Source organism: Pseudomonas sp. SCT (assembly GCF_003864275.1).
Classification (GTDB): Bacteria; Pseudomonadota; Gammaproteobacteria; order Pseudomonadales; family Pseudomonadaceae; genus Stutzerimonas; species Stutzerimonas stutzeri_AE.
Map to the genome: position 1 here is coordinate 398,818 of NZ_BDJA01000004.1, position 19,800 is coordinate 418,617.

Genomic DNA, 19,800 nt, shown 5'->3' on the forward strand with positions numbered 1-19,800 from the left:
AGCGGCTCTCGCTGCCGAGGGTTCTCTTTCGTGACCCGTCTGAATTACTCAGCGCCATGGACAGCCGAGCAGGACATTTTGAACGCCGATTACAGCGCCCCCGCAGCGACCTGGAACGAAGCTGAACGGCTGGCCGCACTGGCTCGCTATCCCGCGCTGGACGACGCCTCCGACGCGGATTTTGCCGAGCTCGCCGCCATGGCTGCGCAGCTGTGTGCCTGTCCGGCTGCGGCTATTCATTTCATCGATGCGCAGTTTCAGCATTGCAAGGCCGCCATCGGCCTGGCGCAGCAACCGCTGGCGCGCGAACGTGCGCTGTGCGCCGAGGCCATTCTGCAAGCCGGACCGCTGGTGGTGCATTGCGCCAACGACACGTCCACCCAACTGGAATTGCCACGTTTTGGCGATGGAGAGATTGCCGGCTTCTATGCCGCGGCCATCTTGCGTGACGACGACGGCCTGGCGCTGGGCACCCTTTGCGTCTGCGATCATCAGCCTCGCGAGCTGACGGCGCGCCAGGCCGCACAGCTGCAGGCCGTGGCACGGCAGGTGATGGCATTGCTGGAGTTGCGCCGGCTCCGCGCCGAGGAGGAGCGCAGCCGGCAGATCATCGACAGCGCCCAGGATTACGCCATCCTCGCTACCGACCCGAACGGCTACATCACCAGCTGGAACAGCGGTGCACAGTTGCTGCTCGGCTGGTCCGCCGAAGAAGCCATCGGCCAGCACGCCAGCATGATCTTCACCGACGAGGACCGCGCACGTAGCGTCGACGAACAGGAAATGCGCACAGCGCTCGAGCAAGGCAGAGCCATCGATGAGCGCTGGCACCAGCGCAGCGACGGCTCACGCTTCTGGGGCAGCGGCATCCTCACCCCGCTACTGGCCAATGGCCGCCCGCGGGGGTTCGTGAAGATTCTGCGCGACCTCACCGAGAGCCGCTTGCAACAGGCTCGCGCGCGCCAAACCGAAGAGCGCTACCGCACCCTGGTCGATCTGAGCCCACAGATGGTCTGGCAGTGCGACGCGCAGGGACAGTTGAGTTTCTGTAACAGCTACTGGTGCGAGTTCACCGGACTCGACGAGGAGCAATCGCTCGGTGAAGGCTGGCTGGCGGCGATTGCCGCCAGCGAGCGCGAGGCGACCGTCGAACAATGGCGGCAGGCCATGGGTCGCGAATTGCCGTGTCGGCTCGAGCTGCCGCTACAAGATGTCGATGGCAGCCTGCGCTGGTTTCAGGCCAACGCCGCACCCGTCTACGACGCGGACGGCAGCCTGCTGCACTGGATCTGTGTGGCGCAGGACGTCGACAGTCGCCGGCGATCGGAAATGCAGCGTCTGGAAAGCGAAGCCTTTACCCGCCTGCTGCTCGACTCGGCCAACGAAGGCTTCTACTCCATCGACCGCAGCGGGGCGGTGACCCTGTGCAACGATGCATTTCTCAACCTGCTCGGCTTCACCAGCCGGGACGAGGTACTTGGCCGCCAACTGCACCAACTGATCCACCACAGCCATGCCGACGGCAGCCCCTACCCGGTCCAGGACTGCCCGATCCAGCATACGGCGATCACCGGCGAACCTCGCCATGTCGAACACGAGCTGTTCTTTCGCGTCGATGGCAGCAGCCTGCCGGTGGAGTATCGCGTCGCGCCGATCTACCGCGACGGCGAACTGCAGGGCGCGATCTGCACGTTCAGCGACATCAGCGAGCGTACCCAGCATCAGGCGCTGCAGGCCTTTCTGCTGGAGTTGAGCGACTGCCTGCAAGCCGAAAATGAACGTGTCGATCTCTGCTGCGTGCTCGACGAACGCTTGGCGCGCCTGACCCGTTGCGACTGCATCGCCTGGGGGCATGTCGAGAATGACGAGCTGATCGTGCAGCAGGAGTGGCTTGCGGCGGATGCCCCAAGCCGTCTGGGTCATCACATGCTGCAGGCGGACGCTGTGCAGCTGCTCGCCCGGCTGCCGCATGAGCACATCATCGTGCCCGACGCCGCACAGGCCCTGCACCAGAGCCTGACCAGCGCCACGCTGCTGATCAGCGAGCTGCCGACCATCGAGGCTACCAAGCCGCACGCAGTGCTCATCTTCGCCCGCAGCCAGGCACAGCCCTGGAGCCCGGACGACATCGCCCTGGCCCGCGAAGTGCTGGAACGTCTGCGCGGTGCCGCCGAGCGCATACGGGCGAACAAGGCACTGCGCGACGCGGAGCAGCGCATCAGCCTGGCCAACGAGATCGCCTCGATTGGCGTCTGGGAATACCGCGACAGTCATCATTCATTGCACTGGGATACCCAGCTCAAGGCCATGGCCGGGATACCGCCGGACCAGCCAGGACTGGACGTGCACGAAATCCTCGCCCGGGTGCACCCGGACGATCGCGGCAAGTTGCTCAAGGCGCTGGGCGACACCCTGGCCGGAAAAGGCGACGGCGAGTTCCAGCTCGACTACCGGATCTTCGATACCCGCATCAACGAGTTCGTCTGGCTGGCCAATCGTGGTCGCCGGCTGTTCGACGCCAGCGGTGCGGTGCGCATTCTCGGCACCGCGCGCAACATCACCGCCGAGCGCAATGCCGCCGAGCGCATGCTGCGCATGAACGAGATGCTCGAAGAGCAGATCAGGGACCGCCAGCAGGCCGAGCAACGGCAAACGGCACTGATCGAACTGGGTGACCTGCTGCGCGAGCAGCATGACAGCCAGACCATTGCCCATGCCGCGGTCAGCGTGATCGGGCGCACCACCGGTGTCTCGCGCGTGCTGTTCGCCAGCGTCGACGCCTCCAGCCAGCGCGCCACCATCGAACGCTACTGGAGCGACGGCAGCTCGGACAGCAGCACCGAGGTGGTCAATTTCGCCGATTACGGAGATTTTTTTTACGATCTTCAGGAAAACGAACTGGTGGTGATTGAGGACGTGCTGCACGACGCCCGCACCGCCAGTCACGCCGAGAACTTCGCCGAAAGCCAGATTCGCAGCCTCGTCTGCGTGCCGCTGTTCGAGCAGGGACGCCTTTCCGCCGTGTTCATGCTGCTGGAGGAACAGCCGCGCGGCTGGTTCGACGACGACATCTCGTTCATCCGCGAAGTCGCCGACCGCGCCTGGACCGCCGACGAGCGCATGCGCGCCGAGCGCGCCCTGCGCGAAAGCGAGGAGCAGTTCCGTACCCTGGCCGACAACATGAGCCAGTTCGCCTGGATGGCCGATCCCGGCGGGCGCATCTACTGGTACAACAAGCGCTGGTACGACTACACCGGCACCACCAGCGAGGCCATGCGCGCCCTGGGCTGGCGTGCCGTGAACCACCCTGATCACCATGAGCGGGTCAGCGCGTCGATGAAGCGCGCCTTCGCCATCGGCTCGATCTGGGAAGAAACCTTTCCGTTGCGCGGCAAGGATGGCAAATACCGCTGGTTCCTCTCACGCGCGTTGCCGATTCGCGATGACTTCGGCCAGGTTACCCACTGGTTCGGCACCAATACCGACGTTACTGCCCAAGTCGCCGCCGAAGAGGCGCTGCGCGAACTCAACGACAGCCTCGAGCGCCGCGTAGCCGAGCGGACCCGCGAGCTGGCCGCGATCAATAGCCGTCTGCATATCGAAATGGCCGAACGCGAGCGAGCCGAGGATGCGCTGCGCCACGCGCAGAAGATGGAAGCCATCGGTCAGCTCACCGGTGGCTTGGCGCATGATTTCAACAACATGCTGACTGGCGTACTCGGCGCCCTCGACCTGATCCAGCGGCGCGTCGCCAACGGTGTGACCGGTGATCTGGACCGCTACATCGACGCCGCCACCACATCGGCCAACCGCGCTGCCGCCCTTACGCATCGCCTGCTGGCATTTGCGCGGCGGCAGTCGCTGGACCCCAAGCCTGTCGATGTGAATCTGCTGGTGGTGTCGATGGAAGACATGCTGCGTCGCACCATGGGCGAGCATATCCAGCTGGAAGTCGAACTGCAGTCCGATGCCTGGATCGCCTATACCGACGGCCATCAGCTGGAGAATGCGCTGCTCAATCTGGTGATCAATGCCAGGGACGCGATGCCTGACGGTGGGCGGCTCGGCGTCAACACCTGCAATGTGCGCATCCAGCATCACCAACCGGACGCACCGGAGCCAGGCGATTACGTGGTGCTCAGCGTCACCGACAATGGCTCCGGCATGTCCGCGCAGACTATCGCCAAGGCGTTCGATCCGTTCTTCACCACCAAGCCGATCGGCCAGGGCACCGGCCTCGGTCTATCCATGGTCTACGGCTTCGCCAAGCAGACCGGCGGCCATGTGCGCATCGACAGCAGGCTGGGCGAAGGCACCCAGGTCATCCTCTACCTGCCGCGCAACCAGGCAGAAGATGCCCCGCCACCCGGGCCGCAACAGCAAACGGAGGTGCCCAGCGCCATGCACGGCGAGACCGTGCTGGTGGTGGAGGATGAAGCGGCAGTGCGCATGCTCGTCGTGGAAGTTCTGAACGAGCTTGGCTATCAGGTGCTGGAAGCCTGTGATGCCGGCAGCGCGCTGCCTCATCTGCACAGCGAGCAGCACCTCGATCTGCTGATTACCGATTTCGGCCTGCCGGGCCTCAATGGACGGCAGCTGGTGGAAAGTGCCCGCCAGCACCGTCCTGAGCTAAAGGTGCTGTTCATCACCGGCTACGTGCCCGACGAGGAGATGCGCAACGACTTCCTCGGCCCGGGCATGGACATCCTGCCCAAGCCGTTCAGCATCGACATTCTGGCTGCGCGCATTCGCAAACTCATCGACGGCGCAAGCTGAGCGGCAACCGGAACTCTCGTCCGCGCATCGCACTCTCAGAAGTACGACAGCACGGAGGTTCCGCTCATGCGCAAGACACTTTTGGTGGCGTGCACCCTGGCCCTGGCCCCCATCGGCAGCGTCATGGCCGATGGCCTGGTACGTGACATCCTGTCCTCAGGGGCGACCACCGCATCGACTTACCTGACGTTCAAGGACAACAAGCTGGTGATCCCGGCGCGCGAAGAAGCGGGCAGCTTCGTCGCCAGCAACGGTGAAATCCGCGGTCCGTATCTGGAAGCCATGCTCAAGCAATTGCGCAGCGAACAGCCGCAACTGCAGGCAACCGACATGGAGCTGGCGAGCGCCATTCTGGCAGCCGAGCAGTCCCACTGACCGGCACGCACTGAACCATCCACCCACCTACGCGAGGACAGTTCATGAAGAAGAGCGCTTCCGCCGTCTGGCAAGGCGGCCTGAAAGACGGCAAAGGCACGATCACCACCGAAAGCGGTGCGCTGAAGGACAATCCCTACGGGTTCAACACCCGTTTCGAAGGCGCGCCCGGCACCAATCCGGAAGAGCTGATCGGTGCCGCTCATGCCGGCTGCTTCTCCATGGCGTTGTCGATGATGCTCGGCCAGGCCGGGCTCACTGCCGAACGCATCGACACCCGCGCCGAGGTCACGCTCGACAAAGATGGCGAAGGGTTCAGCATCACGGCGGTCGACCTTACCCTCAAGGCACGAATCCCGGGGGCGGACGAGGCGCAGTTCCAGCAGATCGCCAACCAGGCGAAGGAAGGCTGCCCGGTGTCCAAGGTGCTCAACGCCCGCATCAGCCTGAACGCCACGTTGGAAAGCTGATCGACGGAACCCGCACATCAACCGATTCCGCTAGCGCATAAAAAAACGCCACCCCGTTGCCGGGGTGGCGTTTTTGCATCCAGCAGAAATCAGCCGCGGATGTTGTAGATGTCTTTCTCGTTCAGCTCGGCATAGTCATACAGCCGCTTGAGATAGGCACTCTGCTGCTCCCACACCTTGGACGCGACCGGGTCGGCCTTGGCGGAAGCATCGACCACTTCGGCGGCAACTTCCTTCAGGCGCGCCAGCACCTCATCCGGCAGACGACGCACTTCCACGCCCTGCTCGCGCAGTTGCTCCAGCGCTTCCATGTTCTTAGCGTTGTAGTCGTCGAGCATGTCGCCGTTGACGTCGCGGGCGGCGGCACGAACGATGGCTTTCAGATCATCCGGCAGCGTGTCCCAGGCCTTGAGATTCACGTCCAGTTCGAACGTGACGTTCGGTTCCTGCCAGCCCGGCGTGTAGTAGTACTTGGACGCCTTGTGCAGACCCAGCGCCAGGTCGTTGTACGGTCCGATCCACTCGGTGGCGTCGATCGCGCCGGTCTGCAGGGCAGTGAAGATTTCACCGGCCGGCATGTTCACCACGGTCCCGCCCATCTTGGTCAGCACTTCGCCGCCCAGGCCGGGGGTACGCATCTTCAGGCCCTTGAAATCATCAACCGAGTTGATTTCCTTGTTGAACCAGCCCGCGGTCTGCACGCCAGTGGCGCCACAGGCCATCGGCAGCACGCCGTAGGGCTTGTAGACCTCTTCCCAGAGCTGCATGCCGCCGCCACGATGCAGCCAGGCATTCATTTCCTGGGCGTTCGGGCCGAACGGCAGGGCGCAGAAGAACTGCGCGGCCGGCACCTTGCCCTTCCAGTAGTACGGCGCGCCATGGCCCATTTCGGCCGTGCCACGCGATACCGCGTCGAATACTTCCAGCGCCGGAACCAGTTCGCCTGCGGCATAGACCTTGATCTTCAGCCGGCCACCGCTCATCTCGTTGACCAGATTGGCGAAGCGCTCGGCGCCTACGCCGACGCCGGGGAAGTTCTTCGGCCAGGAGGTGACCATCTTCCAGTTGAATGTCTGCTGCTCGGCCTGCTTGCTTTCGCCCGCTACCGGCTTGTCGCTCTTGTCATTGCAGCCAGCCAGAGCGGTGGCCGCCAGGCCTACGCCAGCGGCGGTGAGAATGTCACGACGTTTCATGCGGTTACTCCTTGTTATTTGTTCTTATTGCGCAACGGCAAGGCCACGCTTTTTTTGCCGGACCGCCGCGTTCTTTTCATTCCGTGTACGCCCAATGCCACGCTGGCTGACGGGCGCATGCGGCGAAACCTGCGCCGGATGCGCAGACGGCACTCCGGGCTCGACTAACATTAGAGCCTCCGGCGTCTCAAGCCTAGCGTATAAGCTAAAAGTCGTAGGCCGATTGCTGCCAAGCGCCAGTGCTGCAAGAATCGCCGCTCCCGCCAACCTTGCGTCTACTAAGAAGGACTACAAATGTCCCACAGCCCCTCGCCTCTGCTGCGCGTGGCTGGCCTCATCGATGCGTGCAACATGCGCCTCGGCCAGTTATGTGCCTGGATCACCCTGTTTCTTGTCATCGGCACCGCCATCGTGGTGGTGCTGCGCTACGGTTTCGGCATTGGCGCAATCGCCCTGCAGGAAGCGGTGATGTACGGCCACGCGCTGGTGTTCATGGGCGCTGCCGCCTGGACCCTGCAGCGCAACGGTCACGTGCGCGTCGATATCTTCTATCAGAAGTTCAGTGGCCGCCGGCAGGCGACCGTAGACGGCGTGGGCCACCTGCTGTTCCTGCTGCCGGTATGCCTGTTCCTTGGCTGGAACAGCTGGGATTACGTCAGCAATTCCTGGTCGACGCTGGAGGGCTCGAATGAGTCCGGCGGGCTGAAGTTCGTCTACCTGCAGAAAAGCATCATCCTGCTGCTGGTTGCCAGCCTCGCCCTGCAGGCCGTTTCCGACCTGATCAAGGCGGGCTATCGCATCGCCGGTCGCCTGCCGGAAGCGGAGGTGAAGCATGGGTGAGATCATGGCCATCCTGCTGTTCATCAGCATCTGCTTCGCCCTGATGTCGGGCTACCCGGTCGCCTTCACCCTCGGTGGCATGGCATTGCTGTTCGCCGGTATCGGCGTGGTCACCGGCTCCTTTGACGTCGGCTACCTGCACGCGTTGCCGAATCGCATCTTCGGCATCATGAACAACCAGACGATGCTGGCAGTACCCTTGTTCGTCTTCATGGGTGTGATGCTGGAGAAATCCCGCGTCGCCGAAGATCTGCTGGAGTCGATGTCGCGGCTGTTCGGCACCATGCGTGGCGGCCTGGCGATCTCGGTCTGCGTGGTCGGCGCGCTGCTCGCTGCCAGTACCGGCATCGTCGGCGCCACCGTAGTCACCATGGGTTTGCTGGCACTGCCGACCATGCTGCGTCGCGGCTACGACCCGGCCATTGCCACCGGCACCCTCGCCGCCACCGGCACCCTAGGGCAGATCATCCCGCCATCGATCATCCTGGTTCTGCTCGGCGACGTGATGTCCAGCGCCTTCCAGCAGGCGCAGCTGAAGATGGGTATCTTTTCGCCCAAGACCGTCTCGGTCGGGGATCTGTTCGTCGGCGCGCTGATTCCGGGCCTGGTGCTGGTCGGCATGTACATCCTCTACCTGATCGCCGTCGCCATCTTCCAGCCGAAGAAGCTACCCGCCCTGCCGCAGGAAGAGCTGGGGCCGATCGAATGGGGCAAGCTGATCGGTGCGTTGCTGCCACCGCTGGCGCTGATCACCGCAGTGCTTGGCTCGATTCTCGCTGGCTACGCCACGCCCACCGAGGCCGCCGCGATCGGCGCGCTGGGCGCGACGCTGCTGTCGATCGCCAAGGGCCAGCTGAATTTCAGCCAGCTCAAGCAGGTCGCCTTCGGCACCACCGAGATCACCTCGATGGTGTTCCTGATTCTCATCGGTGCCTCGCTGTTCTCCCTGGTATTCCGCGGTTTCGGTGGTGAAGCGCTGATCGAGGATGCGCTGCACTCGCTGCCTGGCGGTGTGCTTGGCGCCTTCCTGGTGGTGATGCTGGTCATCTTCCTGCTGGGCTTTATCCTCGACTTCATCGAGATCATCTTCGTCGTGGTGCCCATCGTCGGCCCGATCCTGCTCGCCATGGGCCTGGACCCGGTGTGGCTCGGCGTGATGTTTGCGATCAACCTGCAGACGTCATTCCTTACCCCGCCGTTCGGCTTCTCGCTGTTCTACCTGCGCGGCGTCACGCCACGCAGCGTACCTACCAGCGTGATGTACAAAGGTGTGCTGCCGTTCATTGCGATCCAGATCGGTATGCTGGTGGTGGCCTACATGTGGCCGGGAATCGTCACCTGGCTGCCTGAACAGGTCTACGGCAAGTAATACCCGCCCAGCAACGCCCGTCGACGACGGGCGTTGTGCTTTCAGCCGTACCGTACCGCTACAATCGGCTCCCAGCCGAACGCCTGTCCCGCCGATGTCAACTGCCCCCAGCCTGCACCAGCGCTTCCATGCGCTGGACCAGTTCCTCACCGAGCATCAGTCGCTATGGCGGCCGCGCCCGTTCGTGTGCCGAACACTGCCCTGGGAAGCCGACCACCCCGAACTCGCCGCCTGGCTCCGTGGCCGCTCGCTGGCCGATGCCGAGGCTGCGCATAACCAGCCGGCCACTCTGGCCGCACCCGCGCCCTTCCCGCAACTGGCCGCCATTGCCCAACAGCTGAGCCAGACCGACGAGTTACCGGCCGACCACTGGCACCCTGCCGATCACCGGCAAAGCGTCGACGTGCCGGGACGCAAGTCGCTGCAGATCCAGGCATTTGGCGCGCGCCTGCGGTTTCGCGAAAAGCCGCTTCACTGGTTGGACTGGTGCGCGGGCAAAGGGCACCTCGGGCGTCATCTGGCCCGCGACGGAGCCGCGCTGACTTGCCTGGAATGGGACGAGGCCCTGGTCGAAGCGGGCACGCAACTCAGCCAGCGCCTCGGCATCGCGGCAAATCATCGCTGCCAGGACGTACTGGCCGCCAGCGCTGCCGAACAGCTGCACGCCTTCCACACGCCAGTCGCGCTGCATGCCTGTGGCGACCTGCATGTCCGGCTGCTGCAGCTGGCCATCGACACACAATGCCGCCAGCTCGCGGTGGCGCCCTGCTGCTACAACCGCACCGCCGACCAGCACTACACCCCGCTGTCGCAGGCGGCCAGGGCGTCATCGCTGCTGCTGAGCCGCGACGATCTCGGTCTGCCGCTGAGCGAAACCGTCACCGCTGGCGCCCGCGAGCGGCGCAACCGCGATCAATCCATGGCCTGGCGGCTGGCGTTCGACATGCTGCAACGACGCCTGCGCCAGCAGGGCGACTATCTGCCGACGCCGTCGCTACCCAGCGCCTGGCTGAAAAAAGATTTCGCCGAGTACTGCCGCGACCTCGCTGCGCTCAAGCAACTACCAGCACCTGGCGAACAGGACTGGGCAGCGCTGGAACGTGCCGGCTGGCAACGCCTGGCCGAAGTCCGCAACCTGGAACTGGTACGCGGCCTGTTCCGCCGGCCGCTGGAGCTCTGGCTGCTGCTCGATCGCGCATTGCTACTGGATGAGAAGGGCTACCGGGTTCGCCTGGGCACGTTCTGCACAAGCGAACTGACCCCGCGGAACCTGCTGCTGCTCGCCGAGCGCGATTGAGCCACGAAGAATGTGAAGCGGCCTGAATAACGGGCTGCAAGTCACCGTAATCAAACGGTTTACTCGCCGCGCGCAATGGATATAATGGCGACCCTCAATTGCCGGTATAGCTCAGCTGGTAGAGCAACTGACTTGTAATCAGTAGGTCCCGGGTTCGACTCCTGGTGCCGGCACCATATAAATCAAGCGTTTAGCTTGAATTGGCGGTCAACGTTATCCCAGCGACCTCTGTATAGGTCAATGCAAGGGTCAACGTTAGCGCGCTGCCAAAGAAAAACCCCGCACAGCATCACGCAGGCGGGGTTTTTTTGTGCCCAAACGCGGGCGGTTACTGTCACCGGCCAACCCCAAAGTGGGGCTAGGATTCTCGGCCGCACAGCGTGACGGGGTTTTTCTGAAACGAGGCACTACCCGTCTAATCCCCGTCCTGGCTTATCCCGAAGGCCCGCCCAGGCTGCGGTCACGCGAAACAGTGACGGTTATTTCTCACTTGGAAACCGCCAAACCAATCCGGCCCAACTTTTTTGCCCTCTAGGGTTTGCCACGCCGGCCCGTGGTTCAGATCAAGCCGACCTCACACATACACACCAGCTCGGTGCGCGTGTTGTTGGGCAGGATGGCTTTCAGGTTGTACTTTTTGCCGTGGTAGGCCAGGCGGTGCGCCGTGGTCAGGTCGTCGCGGTAGCCGATGATGACTCGCGTCGTCGTGGCCGATTGCTCAGCCGCTGCGGCGATGAACTCGCGCCCGTTGATACCCTCGATGCTTGCCCATTCGATACCGATGGTTGCCCAGCCCTGAATCATTTCCCCGGTAACCGGATCTTGGGTCGAGGTATAGGCCTGAACCTCTACGGGATGACGGCGGCGTCCGGTATTCATCACAGCACCGCCATCGACTTATACGGCGCCAGCAGGAGCTGGTAAGCCGTGTTTTCGTGAATCGGGCGGTCGGACTGGCGCTCCCGGTTGACGTACAGGTCGCCCGTCAGCAGCAGAATTGCGGCTTGGATTGCCTCGGGCATTGGGTCTGGCAGGTCTTCGCCCAGGTACTGCTCGACGTGCCGGGTTGCGGCGTCCAGATAGAGCTGGATCAGCGGGTCTTCCATTGCGTGCATGACGCGCAGGTGCTGTTTGGCTTCGGCCACGGTAATCATACGAAGAACACCTCGGTATCAATCTCAAAGGGGGCGGCTGCGGCTTGGGCGGCGCCCATTGCCATTGCCAGGGCTTGCAGGCCGTCGATTCGGCCCGTGCGGCGTGATTTGTCGAGCTTGCGGCTGCCGGCCGGGTCTTTTACCGCTACGGCATTGGCGGCACACATCGTCAGCACCGGGTGGTTGCCGTGGGCGACACGTCCGTTCAGCAGCTCGGCTTCCAGGGCGTCGAGCGCGGGGGCCATATCCTTAAAGCCTTGGCCGTGCGGCACTAGCGGCAGATCGAGACCCAGGCGGTCGAGTTCTTTCTTGAAAATGTCGATACGCCAGCGGTCGAACGCCACGGCCTGAATATCCACGTCGGACAGGATCTCAGCCATATCGGCGGCCACGGCTTCATAGTCCACCGTCGCGCCAGGTGTCGTGCGCAGATAGCCTTCGGCGGCCCACTGGTCATACGGGGCGCGGTCTTTCTTGGCGCGGTCGAAAATGCCCTGCTCGGGCGTCCAGAAGTACGGGCGAACCTGCCAGACGCCAGCCGTTTTGCCGATCAGCACGAGCGCCGTCAGGTCTGTACGGGCGGACAGGTCCAGGCCGGCATAAACGGGACCGTCGAAGGGTTCCGGCTCGGCATCGCAGGCCATCCACACGTCAGGCGATATGAACGGGCTGTCCAGGCTCACGCGCTGATTCAGCAGCAGGTTCCGGGCGGTGTTGGACATAGACGGCATCCGCGCCGCTTGCTGCATCTGCTCGCGCAGGTCGTCTTCGGAGCGGAACAGGCCCAGCGCCGGGTTGGCCGCTTTCCACGCTTCAACGTCCAGCAGGTCGCAGCCCTTCGGAGCGGCGTACAGGTGGCAGACGATGCGCGGGTCTTTCGACTGCTTGGCGTCGTCGATCCACTGGCTCAGCAGATCGGCATCGTTCGCCGCTTGGGTACTGATAGCGATCAGCAGCGGGTCGGCGTGTGCGCCCTGGCTGGTCGTGATGGCATCCACGAAGTCGGACTGCGGCCCGCGGATCTGCCCTATCTCGTCGAGAATGGCGAGCACCGGGGAAAGGCCGTGTGCCGTTCTGCCGTCAGCGGCCAGTGCGCGAAACTCGGTATTCAGCGGCAGACCTAGCAGGCGCTTCCCGCTCGGCACGATGCGGACGATCTTCGACAAGGCCGGCGACTGTTGAACCATCTTTGCGGCCAGGTTGAACACCAGGGCGGCTTGGTCACGGCTCATAGCGCCCGACACTAGCTGGCTGTTCTGCTTGGCTTCCGGCCCGACCAGATGCGCCAGGATCAGGCCAGCGATCAGCCCGGATTTTCCGTTCTTTCTCGCTATCGAGCAGATGGCGCGCCGTGTGCCGGCCGGATTGTCGTATACAGCTCGGATGAACTCTTTCTGAAACTCAGCCAGGCGCATCGGCTTGCCCACGTCGGCACCTTCCGGCACCACGAGGTACTTCTCGCAAAAGCTGATGATCTTCTCGGCCCTGGTCATTGCATCGTCGCCAGGGTTGGGATCAGGTCGTCGTCGAGCTGAGCGCGGGCGTCTCGCTCCAGTTCGGCGCCTTTCGGGATGTTCTGAGCCTTGCCCACGGTGGCGATGGTATCGACCTTGAGTTGCCGGCCAGTCGCCAGGGCGCGGCGGCTCATCTTGTCGAGCAGATCACAGGCGGGGTTCGGCTTGCCGTCCACCAGCAGCCCGTCACGGTCGATGGCATCTTGCAGCGCCTCGATGTCGGCATAGGCACGGGCCAGGCTTCCGGCCAGGATCAAGTCAGCATCGGTCCAAGTATCACGCGGGCGGGCGGTGACGATGGCGTCCCAAAACGGTCTGGCTGCCTTCCCTACGCGCACAAACGCAGGCGGCGCTATAGGTCCAAGCGCAACGGCCTGAGCGGCTGCTACAGCGGCTCTAGCACTGTCTGAGCGGGGGCGGCGTGGGGTCGTTTTCATGGCACTTAGCAATAAAAAAGCAGGGAGGGGGCGGTCTTCTCGCCAGCGGTTGCTGGTGATTTTTCCGCTCGATTCCACGGGTGCGCCGGGTCGAGTGGCATCCCGTTCACGTCGCAGCCCAGGAACACGCTTTTGTTCATGCTCGCGGCTGTCTTGAGTGAGTGGCAGTCGTGGCACAGGCTCTGCAAATTCTCCCGACTGTTGTCGTCGGTGTAGTCCTCGCGGCTGTCCTCGATGTGGTCCACGTCAGTGGCTGGCACGACAAGACCACGGGCGGCACACATACGGCACAGCGGCTCACTGGCCAGCACCTCGGCGCGGAGCTGCTTCCAGGCGCTGCTGTTCAGGCTCAGCGTGCGTTTCTTCTTCATGCTGCTGCCCCTTTGGCCTGTGCATCCTGATCGGCAGCATCGGGTTGTGCATTCGGTCTTCCAGTGGCAGGCGTTGCATTTTCAGTTTGCGCATCGTCGATACCCTCGATGGCTGGCAGGTTTTCAATGCGGCGCACTTCAGAACGGAGCATCCATCCGTCTTCAATGCCGCGCTGGTAGAAGTTGGCTCGAGCAAGGCTGTCGCCACGCAGCAGACCTTCCACGTTGTGCTCGACGAAGAACGCCGGATTGGTAATGCACGCCCGGTTGATCGCCTGTTCCCACATCACGAGATGACGGCGCAGGGTGTTGGTCACGAAGAAGCGGGCCAGCTCGACCACGTTCGAATAGTTCGCGGCCTCCATATCCCCGATCATCACGGGCGGTACGCGGAACAGACGGGCTGTCTCGACGATGGACAGGCGCCGGGCTTCAATCCACTCGGCATCCTCTAGCGTCATGCTCACAGTCTTGAACGTCGCGCCTTGTGGCAGGACGGCGGTCTTGCCGTGGTTGGCGATACCGGCTTGACCAGCGGACCAGCTTTCGCGGATCTGCCCGGCCTGCTCTTTCGTGGTGCCGGGTGGTGTCTCGATGACGCCCGATAGCTTGGTGCCCTGCTCGAACATCTTGGCGCCGTGGGTACGCTCGGCCAGGGCCAGGCCGATAGTGTCGCGGGCTACTTGGATCGGGCTGCGGCCCAGGATTCCATCGTCGGAGTGGTATCGCAGGTGCAGGACTTCATCGGCCAGCAGGCGGCGCTGGTTGCCTTTGCCGTCAACGTGGTCATAGACCAGATTGCCCAGGCTCGAGCGCAGCACGGTCACGCTATCGGGGTGCAGCGGCAGCAGGGCTTTCACCGAACCGTTCGGGTTCCACACGATTTCCGCATAGGCATTACCACGCAGCAGGACGTGACGTTGCATCTGCTCGCGGAACTCCAGGGCGGTCTGGTAGTTGTTCGGCGCATCGTGCAGTAGACGATAGAGGGGATGGGTTTTCGCCTTCTCGCGTCCGTCTTCGGTGTTGCGGTACACGTCGAGCGGCAGGCTGCCCACCGTCTCACTGATGGCCGCCACGCAGGCATAGACGGCGCTGATGCCCTCGGCGGTCGTGGTGTTCACGTCTACACCGGCCACGCCAGGAAAGCCCGTCAGGCGGTCGTAGTAGGTGTCGAATGCCGGGGTCGTCGGCTCGGGGCTGGATCGTTTGAACAGGCGCGGAAATTTCACTGGCAGGCCTCCAGATACAGACGGGCAAGGCGAACCGAGCGCGGCAATTTGCTACGAACTTGGACGCTGGTTGCGTTATAGGCGGGGTTTGCGGTGATGGTGACCTCGAACAGGTCCACATCGCGCAATTCGCGGACAGGTTTGGCGCCTTCGGTCCAGGTGTCGCGCACGGGCAAGAACCCGAACGAGCAGCCGGCCACGTCGCCACGCTTCACCAGCTCGGCCAGATCGCGGCCTAGGGTGGTGTCGGGAAGGTCCAGCTCGAACGCCAGGCCCTCGGAATCTTCGGACAGTCGCAGAGTGCCGGCACCCAGGCGACCGAGCAGCGACTTGCCGTCATGCTCGTAAATCGCCCGGATGTTTCCAGCAGAAGCGGCGGCAAGCGTCCGGGTGAAGGCACCGGGGCGGATGACTTCCACAAACTCGCCCAGGTCCGTCTCAGAGTTGAACCGAGCGGCATAGCCGGTCAGCTTGCGTCCGTCAGGCTTCAGCCCATTGCTTGCGCGCCGTTCCATTGATTAGACCTCGGTCGCTACGACGAAGCCTTGCGGGTGGCGCACGGCGGTATCGACGGTGGCCATCGCGCGAACCTGAATGCCGCCACGGCTGTAGGCTGGCTCAGCGTATGGGTTCACCAGAATGTCCACTTCGGACCAGACGCCCAGCATGACCTGGCTGAAGTCACCGAGGATCAGCTTGCCGGCCGGGACGTTCTTGCTAGCAGCCAGGGACAGGCCAGCCATAGCGCCGTTGTCGTACAGGAAGCCCGAACCGGAACCAGCGACCTTCTCAGCACCAGCCAAGGCGGTGCGGATAGCCGCAGTGGTCAGCCAGCGACCGTTGCTGATATCCACATCGTCGAGCATTTCCAGCATCGCCAGAACGCCAGCCCAGGTAGTCGGAACATCACCAGCGGCTTGGATGCCAACCGTGTTCAGGATGCCCAGCGGCTGCCCAGCCAGACCGGAACCGTTGATGATCGCGGCGTCGATTTGCTTGGCGATCAAGAAGCTCAGATCCTCGCGCACCAGTTGCTCGATAGACGGGGCGCTCTGCTGAATGAGCTGGCGGCTCATCTCAGTTTTGCCGCCGACGTGCTTCGGGGTCAGGGTGACTTGATCGAAGCTCATCTCGGCTTCAGGCACGGCCTGGCCTTCGGTAACCCAGCCGGTTTCAAGGCCGCTGCCGAACTTCGGAATAGCGACATTGCCACGCAGGCCGGTCATTACGCGCACGCCCATCTGGCGAGCCAGCAGAGCCTCACGCAGCGGGCCAATGTAGTCCTGAGCGCGATGGTCGGTGCCTACCAGTTCAGGCGCGGTCGCGGTGGTGTTGGCGCGCTTCTCGAGACTGGCGAAGGGTACGAAGGCGCCCTCGGCTTTGCGACCGCTGCGGCGTTCAGCTTCGCGAGCATATTCAGCCTCGGCGCCGTCCAGGCTGCGGCCTTCCATCTGAGCGCGGATCACGCGGGTGACGCTTACGGAGTCAGCCAGGCGCTCGAAGTCGGCAGAGGGTGCGCCCGATACCGGAGTGCCAGCGGCGCGGCGTTCTACTTCGCCAAGGTACTCGGCGCGCTCAACCTGAGCGGACAGGGCGCGCTCTTCGGTCTTGAGGGTGTCGAATTGCTTGGTTTCGTCGGCAGACAGATCGCGGCCTTCGGCGTCTGCGGCATCTACCAGGGTTTTCATGGCGGCGACCTTGGCGGAGCGCTGCTCGCGTAGGGCGGAAATCTTCATCGGTGTCTTACCTGTAAAGTTAGATGACATGCACGAATACTGTACATACATACAGTGTGCGACGCAACTAATCGTTGACAGGTAGGTGACGCACGTTGTAGCGGGCATAAAAAACCCCGCTCGGTGGCGGGGTTCGGTGTCGCTGGTTGGTCAGTGCGCCGGGGCGCCTCTGTCGGTCGGTGTCCAGAACTCCAGCTCTTGCAGCAGAGCACGACCGGAATATTCCTTGTCTCTTGCGTCGATGATGGCCTCCTTCGTCCTCTCGGTTAGCGCCTCAGCTTCTGCTCGATTCTCGATGCCTACACCGTAGCGGATCAGGTTCACGCTGGCGTTGGGGTATTCCTTTTTCAGTCGCTCCATCACCTCGACGGCAACGCCACAAACGGTCAGTCCGGGGAATTGCTGAGCCAGCCCGCCATCGGGAAAGCGTACCTTGACGCTGTACAGCACCTGTCCGACCTCAATGCCAGCTTGGGCGAGTAGTTCGGCGCTGGTCATGGCTGGGCCTACGCGAGACGCGATTGATTGTTGAGTCATGGTTGTTACTCCTTGAGCTGCGGCTGCGGCGCCCCCCCTGGTCCCATACAGCCGCGTTGGTGAGTTAGTACCAGCGGGGGTCAGATCGGATCAGGCGCGCCACTTCCGATGGCTCCGCATCAAGCTGCTCGTCTAAGTCGTATCGGTCGATGAAGCCGCCTTCAACTAGATGGTTGGTTGCCACTTCCAGCAGAGACGCGACGGATGCCAGCCAGCCAACTTGCTGCGGGGTTAGTGGGTCGTTCGCAGCCTGCTTTTTCTCAAAATCGCCGGATGGGCTACCGACAGAACTGACAAAACTAGGTTGTGTCGGTTTTGTCAGTACGGCATCGGCCCCTTTTTGGATTTTCTGCATCCACCGTCCCATCATGCAGTCCTCCGCCAAACGTACCGCCTCGACGGCCGCCCGCCCTTCTCCCCAGCGACCTCATAGCCAATGACGATGTGATGCTCGCTGAGGATCGCAATAGCCTCATTTACCGCGTCCAGGGACTCCAAACCGGCCCATCCTTTACGCAAGACGTCGCGCGGCGTAAACGGCTCGGGCAGCTTGTCCTTTCGCTCTTGGATTAGCTTCGCAGCCATGAGCGGAGCGTTGATCGCGGCACCATACAAACGACATGCATGGGACTTGAGATAGTCGGCCCAATCCAGCGCCCGAGCGGTCGCTTGAAGTCCTACAGCTTCGATTCCACCGTCGATTAGGCCGAACAGCAAAGCAAGTCCAGCGATGGTTTGCGGCATCTTCATGAAGTGCGATTGCAACGCCGGATGAATCTCGTCGCGCTTGATTTCAAGCATGTGCTCCGTATACCAAGCGTTGAACAGCTCCTGCGCTTCCGGCACAAAATGAAGTGCATGACGAGGATCGTCTGGCATTTGGTCCAGGCGATGAATCACGCCCTCGACACGCTCCCTGGCGGCCTGGTTTGGCCAGCGATCCACGAAAGACCATTCTTTGTCGTCATCCGGCCATACCGCCAATTGCAGGCGCTGAACAAGACCATCATCCAGCGCACCAGTGACCGCCCCGCGCACCAGTGGCGCGATACGCGAGGGCTGAATGCCACCGATCAGCGAGAGGCAACAGGATTCGATAAACACGGTTCCGCGCCCAATCCGGTCGTAAACAAAAGATCCGTTGCCGTCGAAGCACTCTAGGTAGAAGGCGCGACCAACTGCGCCATCCTCTGTTTGCATCGTAGCGAGCCATCCGCCCAGCTCGTCACGCACCAGCAGGAGACCGTTGGGGTTTTCGTTCAGCAGCTCCCCTAGCTTCTCGACCGTTGCGTCGTTGACGATGTACCGGCGCGGCACCGGGGGCGGCAAGTCATCCGCGAACCTTGTCAGCTCTGCCAGTGCACCGGCCTTGTCGCCATTGGTCACCAGTTTCTTTGCTTTTTCCTTGGACGACCTGCGCTCAAGTTCTAGCATCTCGCCAGCCGCCTTGTGCTCGGTCATCGCCGCCTTATGCTGCTCCCGCTCTTTCGCCTCCAGCGCCGCAAGTGGGCGTAGTGCCTGCTTCATCGCTGGCGACTTCATCGCGGACGGCCTGCCGATAATGCAGCCCCATTGATTCGGCACGACTTCCCAGTCGTCGTGCTGCTTCGGGTGGATGCTGAACTTGCGGCCTACCACGGCGCTGATTCCAACAACCAGCGCCACAGCCACAAAATCAGGCGGGCATTGAGTGCGGTCGGCAACGTCTCTGACGAAGTACCTAAGCTCCTTCGGCAGCAGCTCGTCATCCCAAGCCATCGCGGCAGAAAGCCCGGTCGGCAATGGCATAGGAACTGTGCCGGGACTTAGATAATCAGCCAGTGCGTGATCCGGCATTTCAGCGGCAAAGGCTGGCAGGCTGGCAACCATCCCGCCCCATTGGTCCGCATATAGATCCTGAGCGGCGGTCATTGGCAGGCCTCCAGTCGCGCTAGCCGGCGACGTGCGATATCCAAACGATCAAGGTCGGTTTGCGGCAGCTTCGCCCCTTGTGCGAGTAGAGAAAGACCGATGCTGACGATACGGCGCTCGTGCTCAATGGCAGCCTTGCTCGGCCCTCGCCGCTGCTGATATTTCCCGGGAAACAAATCACGCAGCTCCAAACCAATAGCAGCCGCAACGTCACGGGCTGAACAGCCGCACCAGCAATGCAAAAGCACTTTCCCGTCATCTGCTTCGCGGATGCTTAAGCTAGGGTCACGGTCATCATGCGCAGGGCAGCAGGCCTTCCACTTGCTAGCGCCGTTTGCCTTCACTTTGTCCAGTCGGGACAACACTTGGTCAATCGGATGGCAAGCCGATCCCGTCCCCGCCAGATTGCAGGGTTGTGAATAGATCATGGCTTAGGCCTCCTGTTGGGTCAGGAAGCGCTCAACAGACTCGATTGGCCAGCGGACAGAGCGTCCGAACCGAATCGGCTCAGGAAATCCAGGCGTTTTTGTCCAGCGCCACCAAGTGGTGCGGCTGATTTCGAGATGCTCGCAAAAGTGCGCGGCTGGC

General features: G+C 62.7%; 19 protein-coding genes and 1 tRNA gene. 7 read left to right on the top strand and 13 right to left on the bottom strand.

Annotated features, from left to right (window positions below; all coding sequences use genetic code 11):
- Positions 1–78: 78 nt before the first annotated feature.
- The 3 genes from BHD08_RS13000 to BHD08_RS13010 all read left to right on the top strand — a co-directional run bounded on the left by BHD08_RS13000 (position 79) and on the right by BHD08_RS13010 (position 5,621).
- Positions 79–4,776: a PAS domain S-box protein gene (locus BHD08_RS13000; protein ID WP_041756804.1), complete on the top strand. Its 4,698-nt coding sequence runs from the start codon at positions 79–81 to the stop codon at positions 4,774–4,776.
- Between the two features lie 66 nt (positions 4,777–4,842).
- Complete coding sequence (locus tag BHD08_RS13005; protein ID WP_015278660.1) at positions 4,843–5,151, top strand: DUF2388 domain-containing protein; 309 nt, start codon at positions 4,843–4,845, stop codon at positions 5,149–5,151.
- Positions 5,152–5,195: 44 nt separating this feature from the next.
- The gene (locus BHD08_RS13010; RefSeq protein WP_015278661.1) at positions 5,196–5,621 is read left to right on the top strand and encodes an OsmC family protein; all 426 of its coding nucleotides are present in this window, start codon (positions 5,196–5,198) and stop codon (positions 5,619–5,621) included.
- Positions 5,622–5,710: 89 nt separating this feature from the next.
- Here BHD08_RS13010 and BHD08_RS13015 read toward each other — a convergent pair whose 3' ends face one another.
- Positions 5,711–6,814 (bottom strand): TRAP transporter substrate-binding protein, encoded by a 1,104-nt coding sequence (locus BHD08_RS13015; protein ID WP_015278662.1) that lies wholly within the window; start codon positions 6,812–6,814, stop codon positions 5,711–5,713.
- Between the two features lie 294 nt (positions 6,815–7,108).
- On the opposite strand from BHD08_RS13015, the gene BHD08_RS13020 reads away from it, so the two are divergent.
- From BHD08_RS13020 to BHD08_RS13035, 4 genes are all read left to right on the top strand, one after another.
- Positions 7,109–7,654, top strand: coding sequence for a TRAP transporter small permease subunit (locus BHD08_RS13020; RefSeq protein WP_125022713.1), 546 nt, complete (start codon positions 7,109–7,111; stop codon positions 7,652–7,654).
- Positions 7,647–9,023 carry a TRAP transporter large permease subunit gene (locus BHD08_RS13025; RefSeq protein ID WP_125022715.1) on the top strand — a complete coding sequence of 459 codons (1,377 nt, stop codon included), beginning with the start codon at positions 7,647–7,649 and terminating at the stop codon, positions 9,021–9,023. The genes BHD08_RS13020 and BHD08_RS13025 overlap by 8 nt, the downstream gene beginning before the upstream one ends.
- Before the next feature lie 94 nt (positions 9,024–9,117).
- Positions 9,118–10,320: a methyltransferase gene (locus BHD08_RS13030; protein WP_125022717.1), complete on the top strand. Its 1,203-nt coding sequence runs from the start codon at positions 9,118–9,120 to the stop codon at positions 10,318–10,320.
- A gap of 100 nt (positions 10,321–10,420) precedes the next feature.
- A tRNA-Thr gene (locus BHD08_RS13035) sits at positions 10,421–10,496 on the top strand.
- A gap of 382 nt (positions 10,497–10,878) precedes the next feature.
- Here BHD08_RS13035 and BHD08_RS13040 read toward each other — a convergent pair.
- The 12 genes from BHD08_RS13040 to BHD08_RS13095 all read right to left on the bottom strand — a co-directional run bounded on the left by BHD08_RS13040 (position 10,879) and on the right by BHD08_RS13095 (position 19,640).
- Complete coding sequence (locus BHD08_RS13040) at positions 10,879–11,199, bottom strand: phage head closure protein (RefSeq protein ID WP_125022719.1); 321 nt, start codon at positions 11,197–11,199, stop codon at positions 10,879–10,881.
- Positions 11,199–11,474, bottom strand: a complete 276-nt coding sequence (locus BHD08_RS13045; RefSeq protein ID WP_125022721.1) for a head-tail connector protein — start codon at positions 11,472–11,474, stop codon at positions 11,199–11,201. Before BHD08_RS13045 ends, BHD08_RS13040 begins: the two co-directional genes overlap by 1 nt.
- The gene (locus BHD08_RS13050; protein ID WP_125022723.1) at positions 11,471–12,967 is read right to left on the bottom strand and encodes a terminase large subunit; all 1,497 of its coding nucleotides are present in this window, start codon (positions 12,965–12,967) and stop codon (positions 11,471–11,473) included. Before BHD08_RS13050 ends, BHD08_RS13045 begins: the two co-directional genes overlap by 4 nt.
- Positions 12,964–13,245 carry a hypothetical protein gene (locus BHD08_RS23225; RefSeq protein WP_256678689.1) on the bottom strand — a complete coding sequence of 94 codons (282 nt, stop codon included), beginning with the start codon at positions 13,243–13,245 and terminating at the stop codon, positions 12,964–12,966. The genes BHD08_RS13050 and BHD08_RS23225 overlap by 4 nt, the downstream gene beginning before the upstream one ends.
- Positions 13,246–13,430: 185 nt before the next feature.
- On the bottom strand, positions 13,431–13,796 hold the full coding sequence (locus BHD08_RS13060) for an HNH endonuclease (RefSeq protein WP_125022727.1): 366 nt from the start codon (positions 13,794–13,796) through the stop codon (positions 13,431–13,433).
- Entirely contained in the window at positions 13,793–15,028 is a 1,236-nt protein-coding gene (locus BHD08_RS13065; RefSeq protein ID WP_125022730.1) for a phage portal protein, read from the bottom strand. The genes BHD08_RS13060 and BHD08_RS13065 overlap by 4 nt, the downstream gene beginning before the upstream one ends.
- On the bottom strand, positions 15,025–15,543 hold the full coding sequence (locus BHD08_RS13070) for an HK97 family phage prohead protease (protein ID WP_125022732.1): 519 nt from the start codon (positions 15,541–15,543) through the stop codon (positions 15,025–15,027). The genes BHD08_RS13065 and BHD08_RS13070 overlap by 4 nt, the downstream gene beginning before the upstream one ends.
- Before the next feature lie 3 nt (positions 15,544–15,546).
- Entirely contained in the window at positions 15,547–16,764 is a 1,218-nt protein-coding gene (locus BHD08_RS13075) for a phage major capsid protein (RefSeq protein ID WP_125022734.1), read from the bottom strand.
- A 150-nt stretch (positions 16,765–16,914) separates the two neighbouring features.
- Complete coding sequence (locus BHD08_RS13080) at positions 16,915–17,301, bottom strand: hypothetical protein (RefSeq protein ID WP_125022736.1); 387 nt, start codon at positions 17,299–17,301, stop codon at positions 16,915–16,917.
- 64 nt (positions 17,302–17,365) lie between these two features.
- On the bottom strand, positions 17,366–17,656 hold the full coding sequence (locus BHD08_RS13085; protein ID WP_125022738.1) for a hypothetical protein: 291 nt from the start codon (positions 17,654–17,656) through the stop codon (positions 17,366–17,368).
- Positions 17,657–17,667: 11 nt separating this feature from the next.
- Positions 17,668–19,212, bottom strand: a complete 1,545-nt coding sequence (locus BHD08_RS13090; protein WP_177412674.1) for a YfjI family protein — start codon at positions 19,210–19,212, stop codon at positions 17,668–17,670.
- Positions 19,209–19,640: a virulence-associated protein E gene (locus BHD08_RS13095; protein WP_125022740.1), complete on the bottom strand. Its 432-nt coding sequence runs from the start codon at positions 19,638–19,640 to the stop codon at positions 19,209–19,211. The genes BHD08_RS13090 and BHD08_RS13095 overlap by 4 nt, the downstream gene beginning before the upstream one ends.
- Positions 19,641–19,800: the final 160 nt, after the last annotated feature.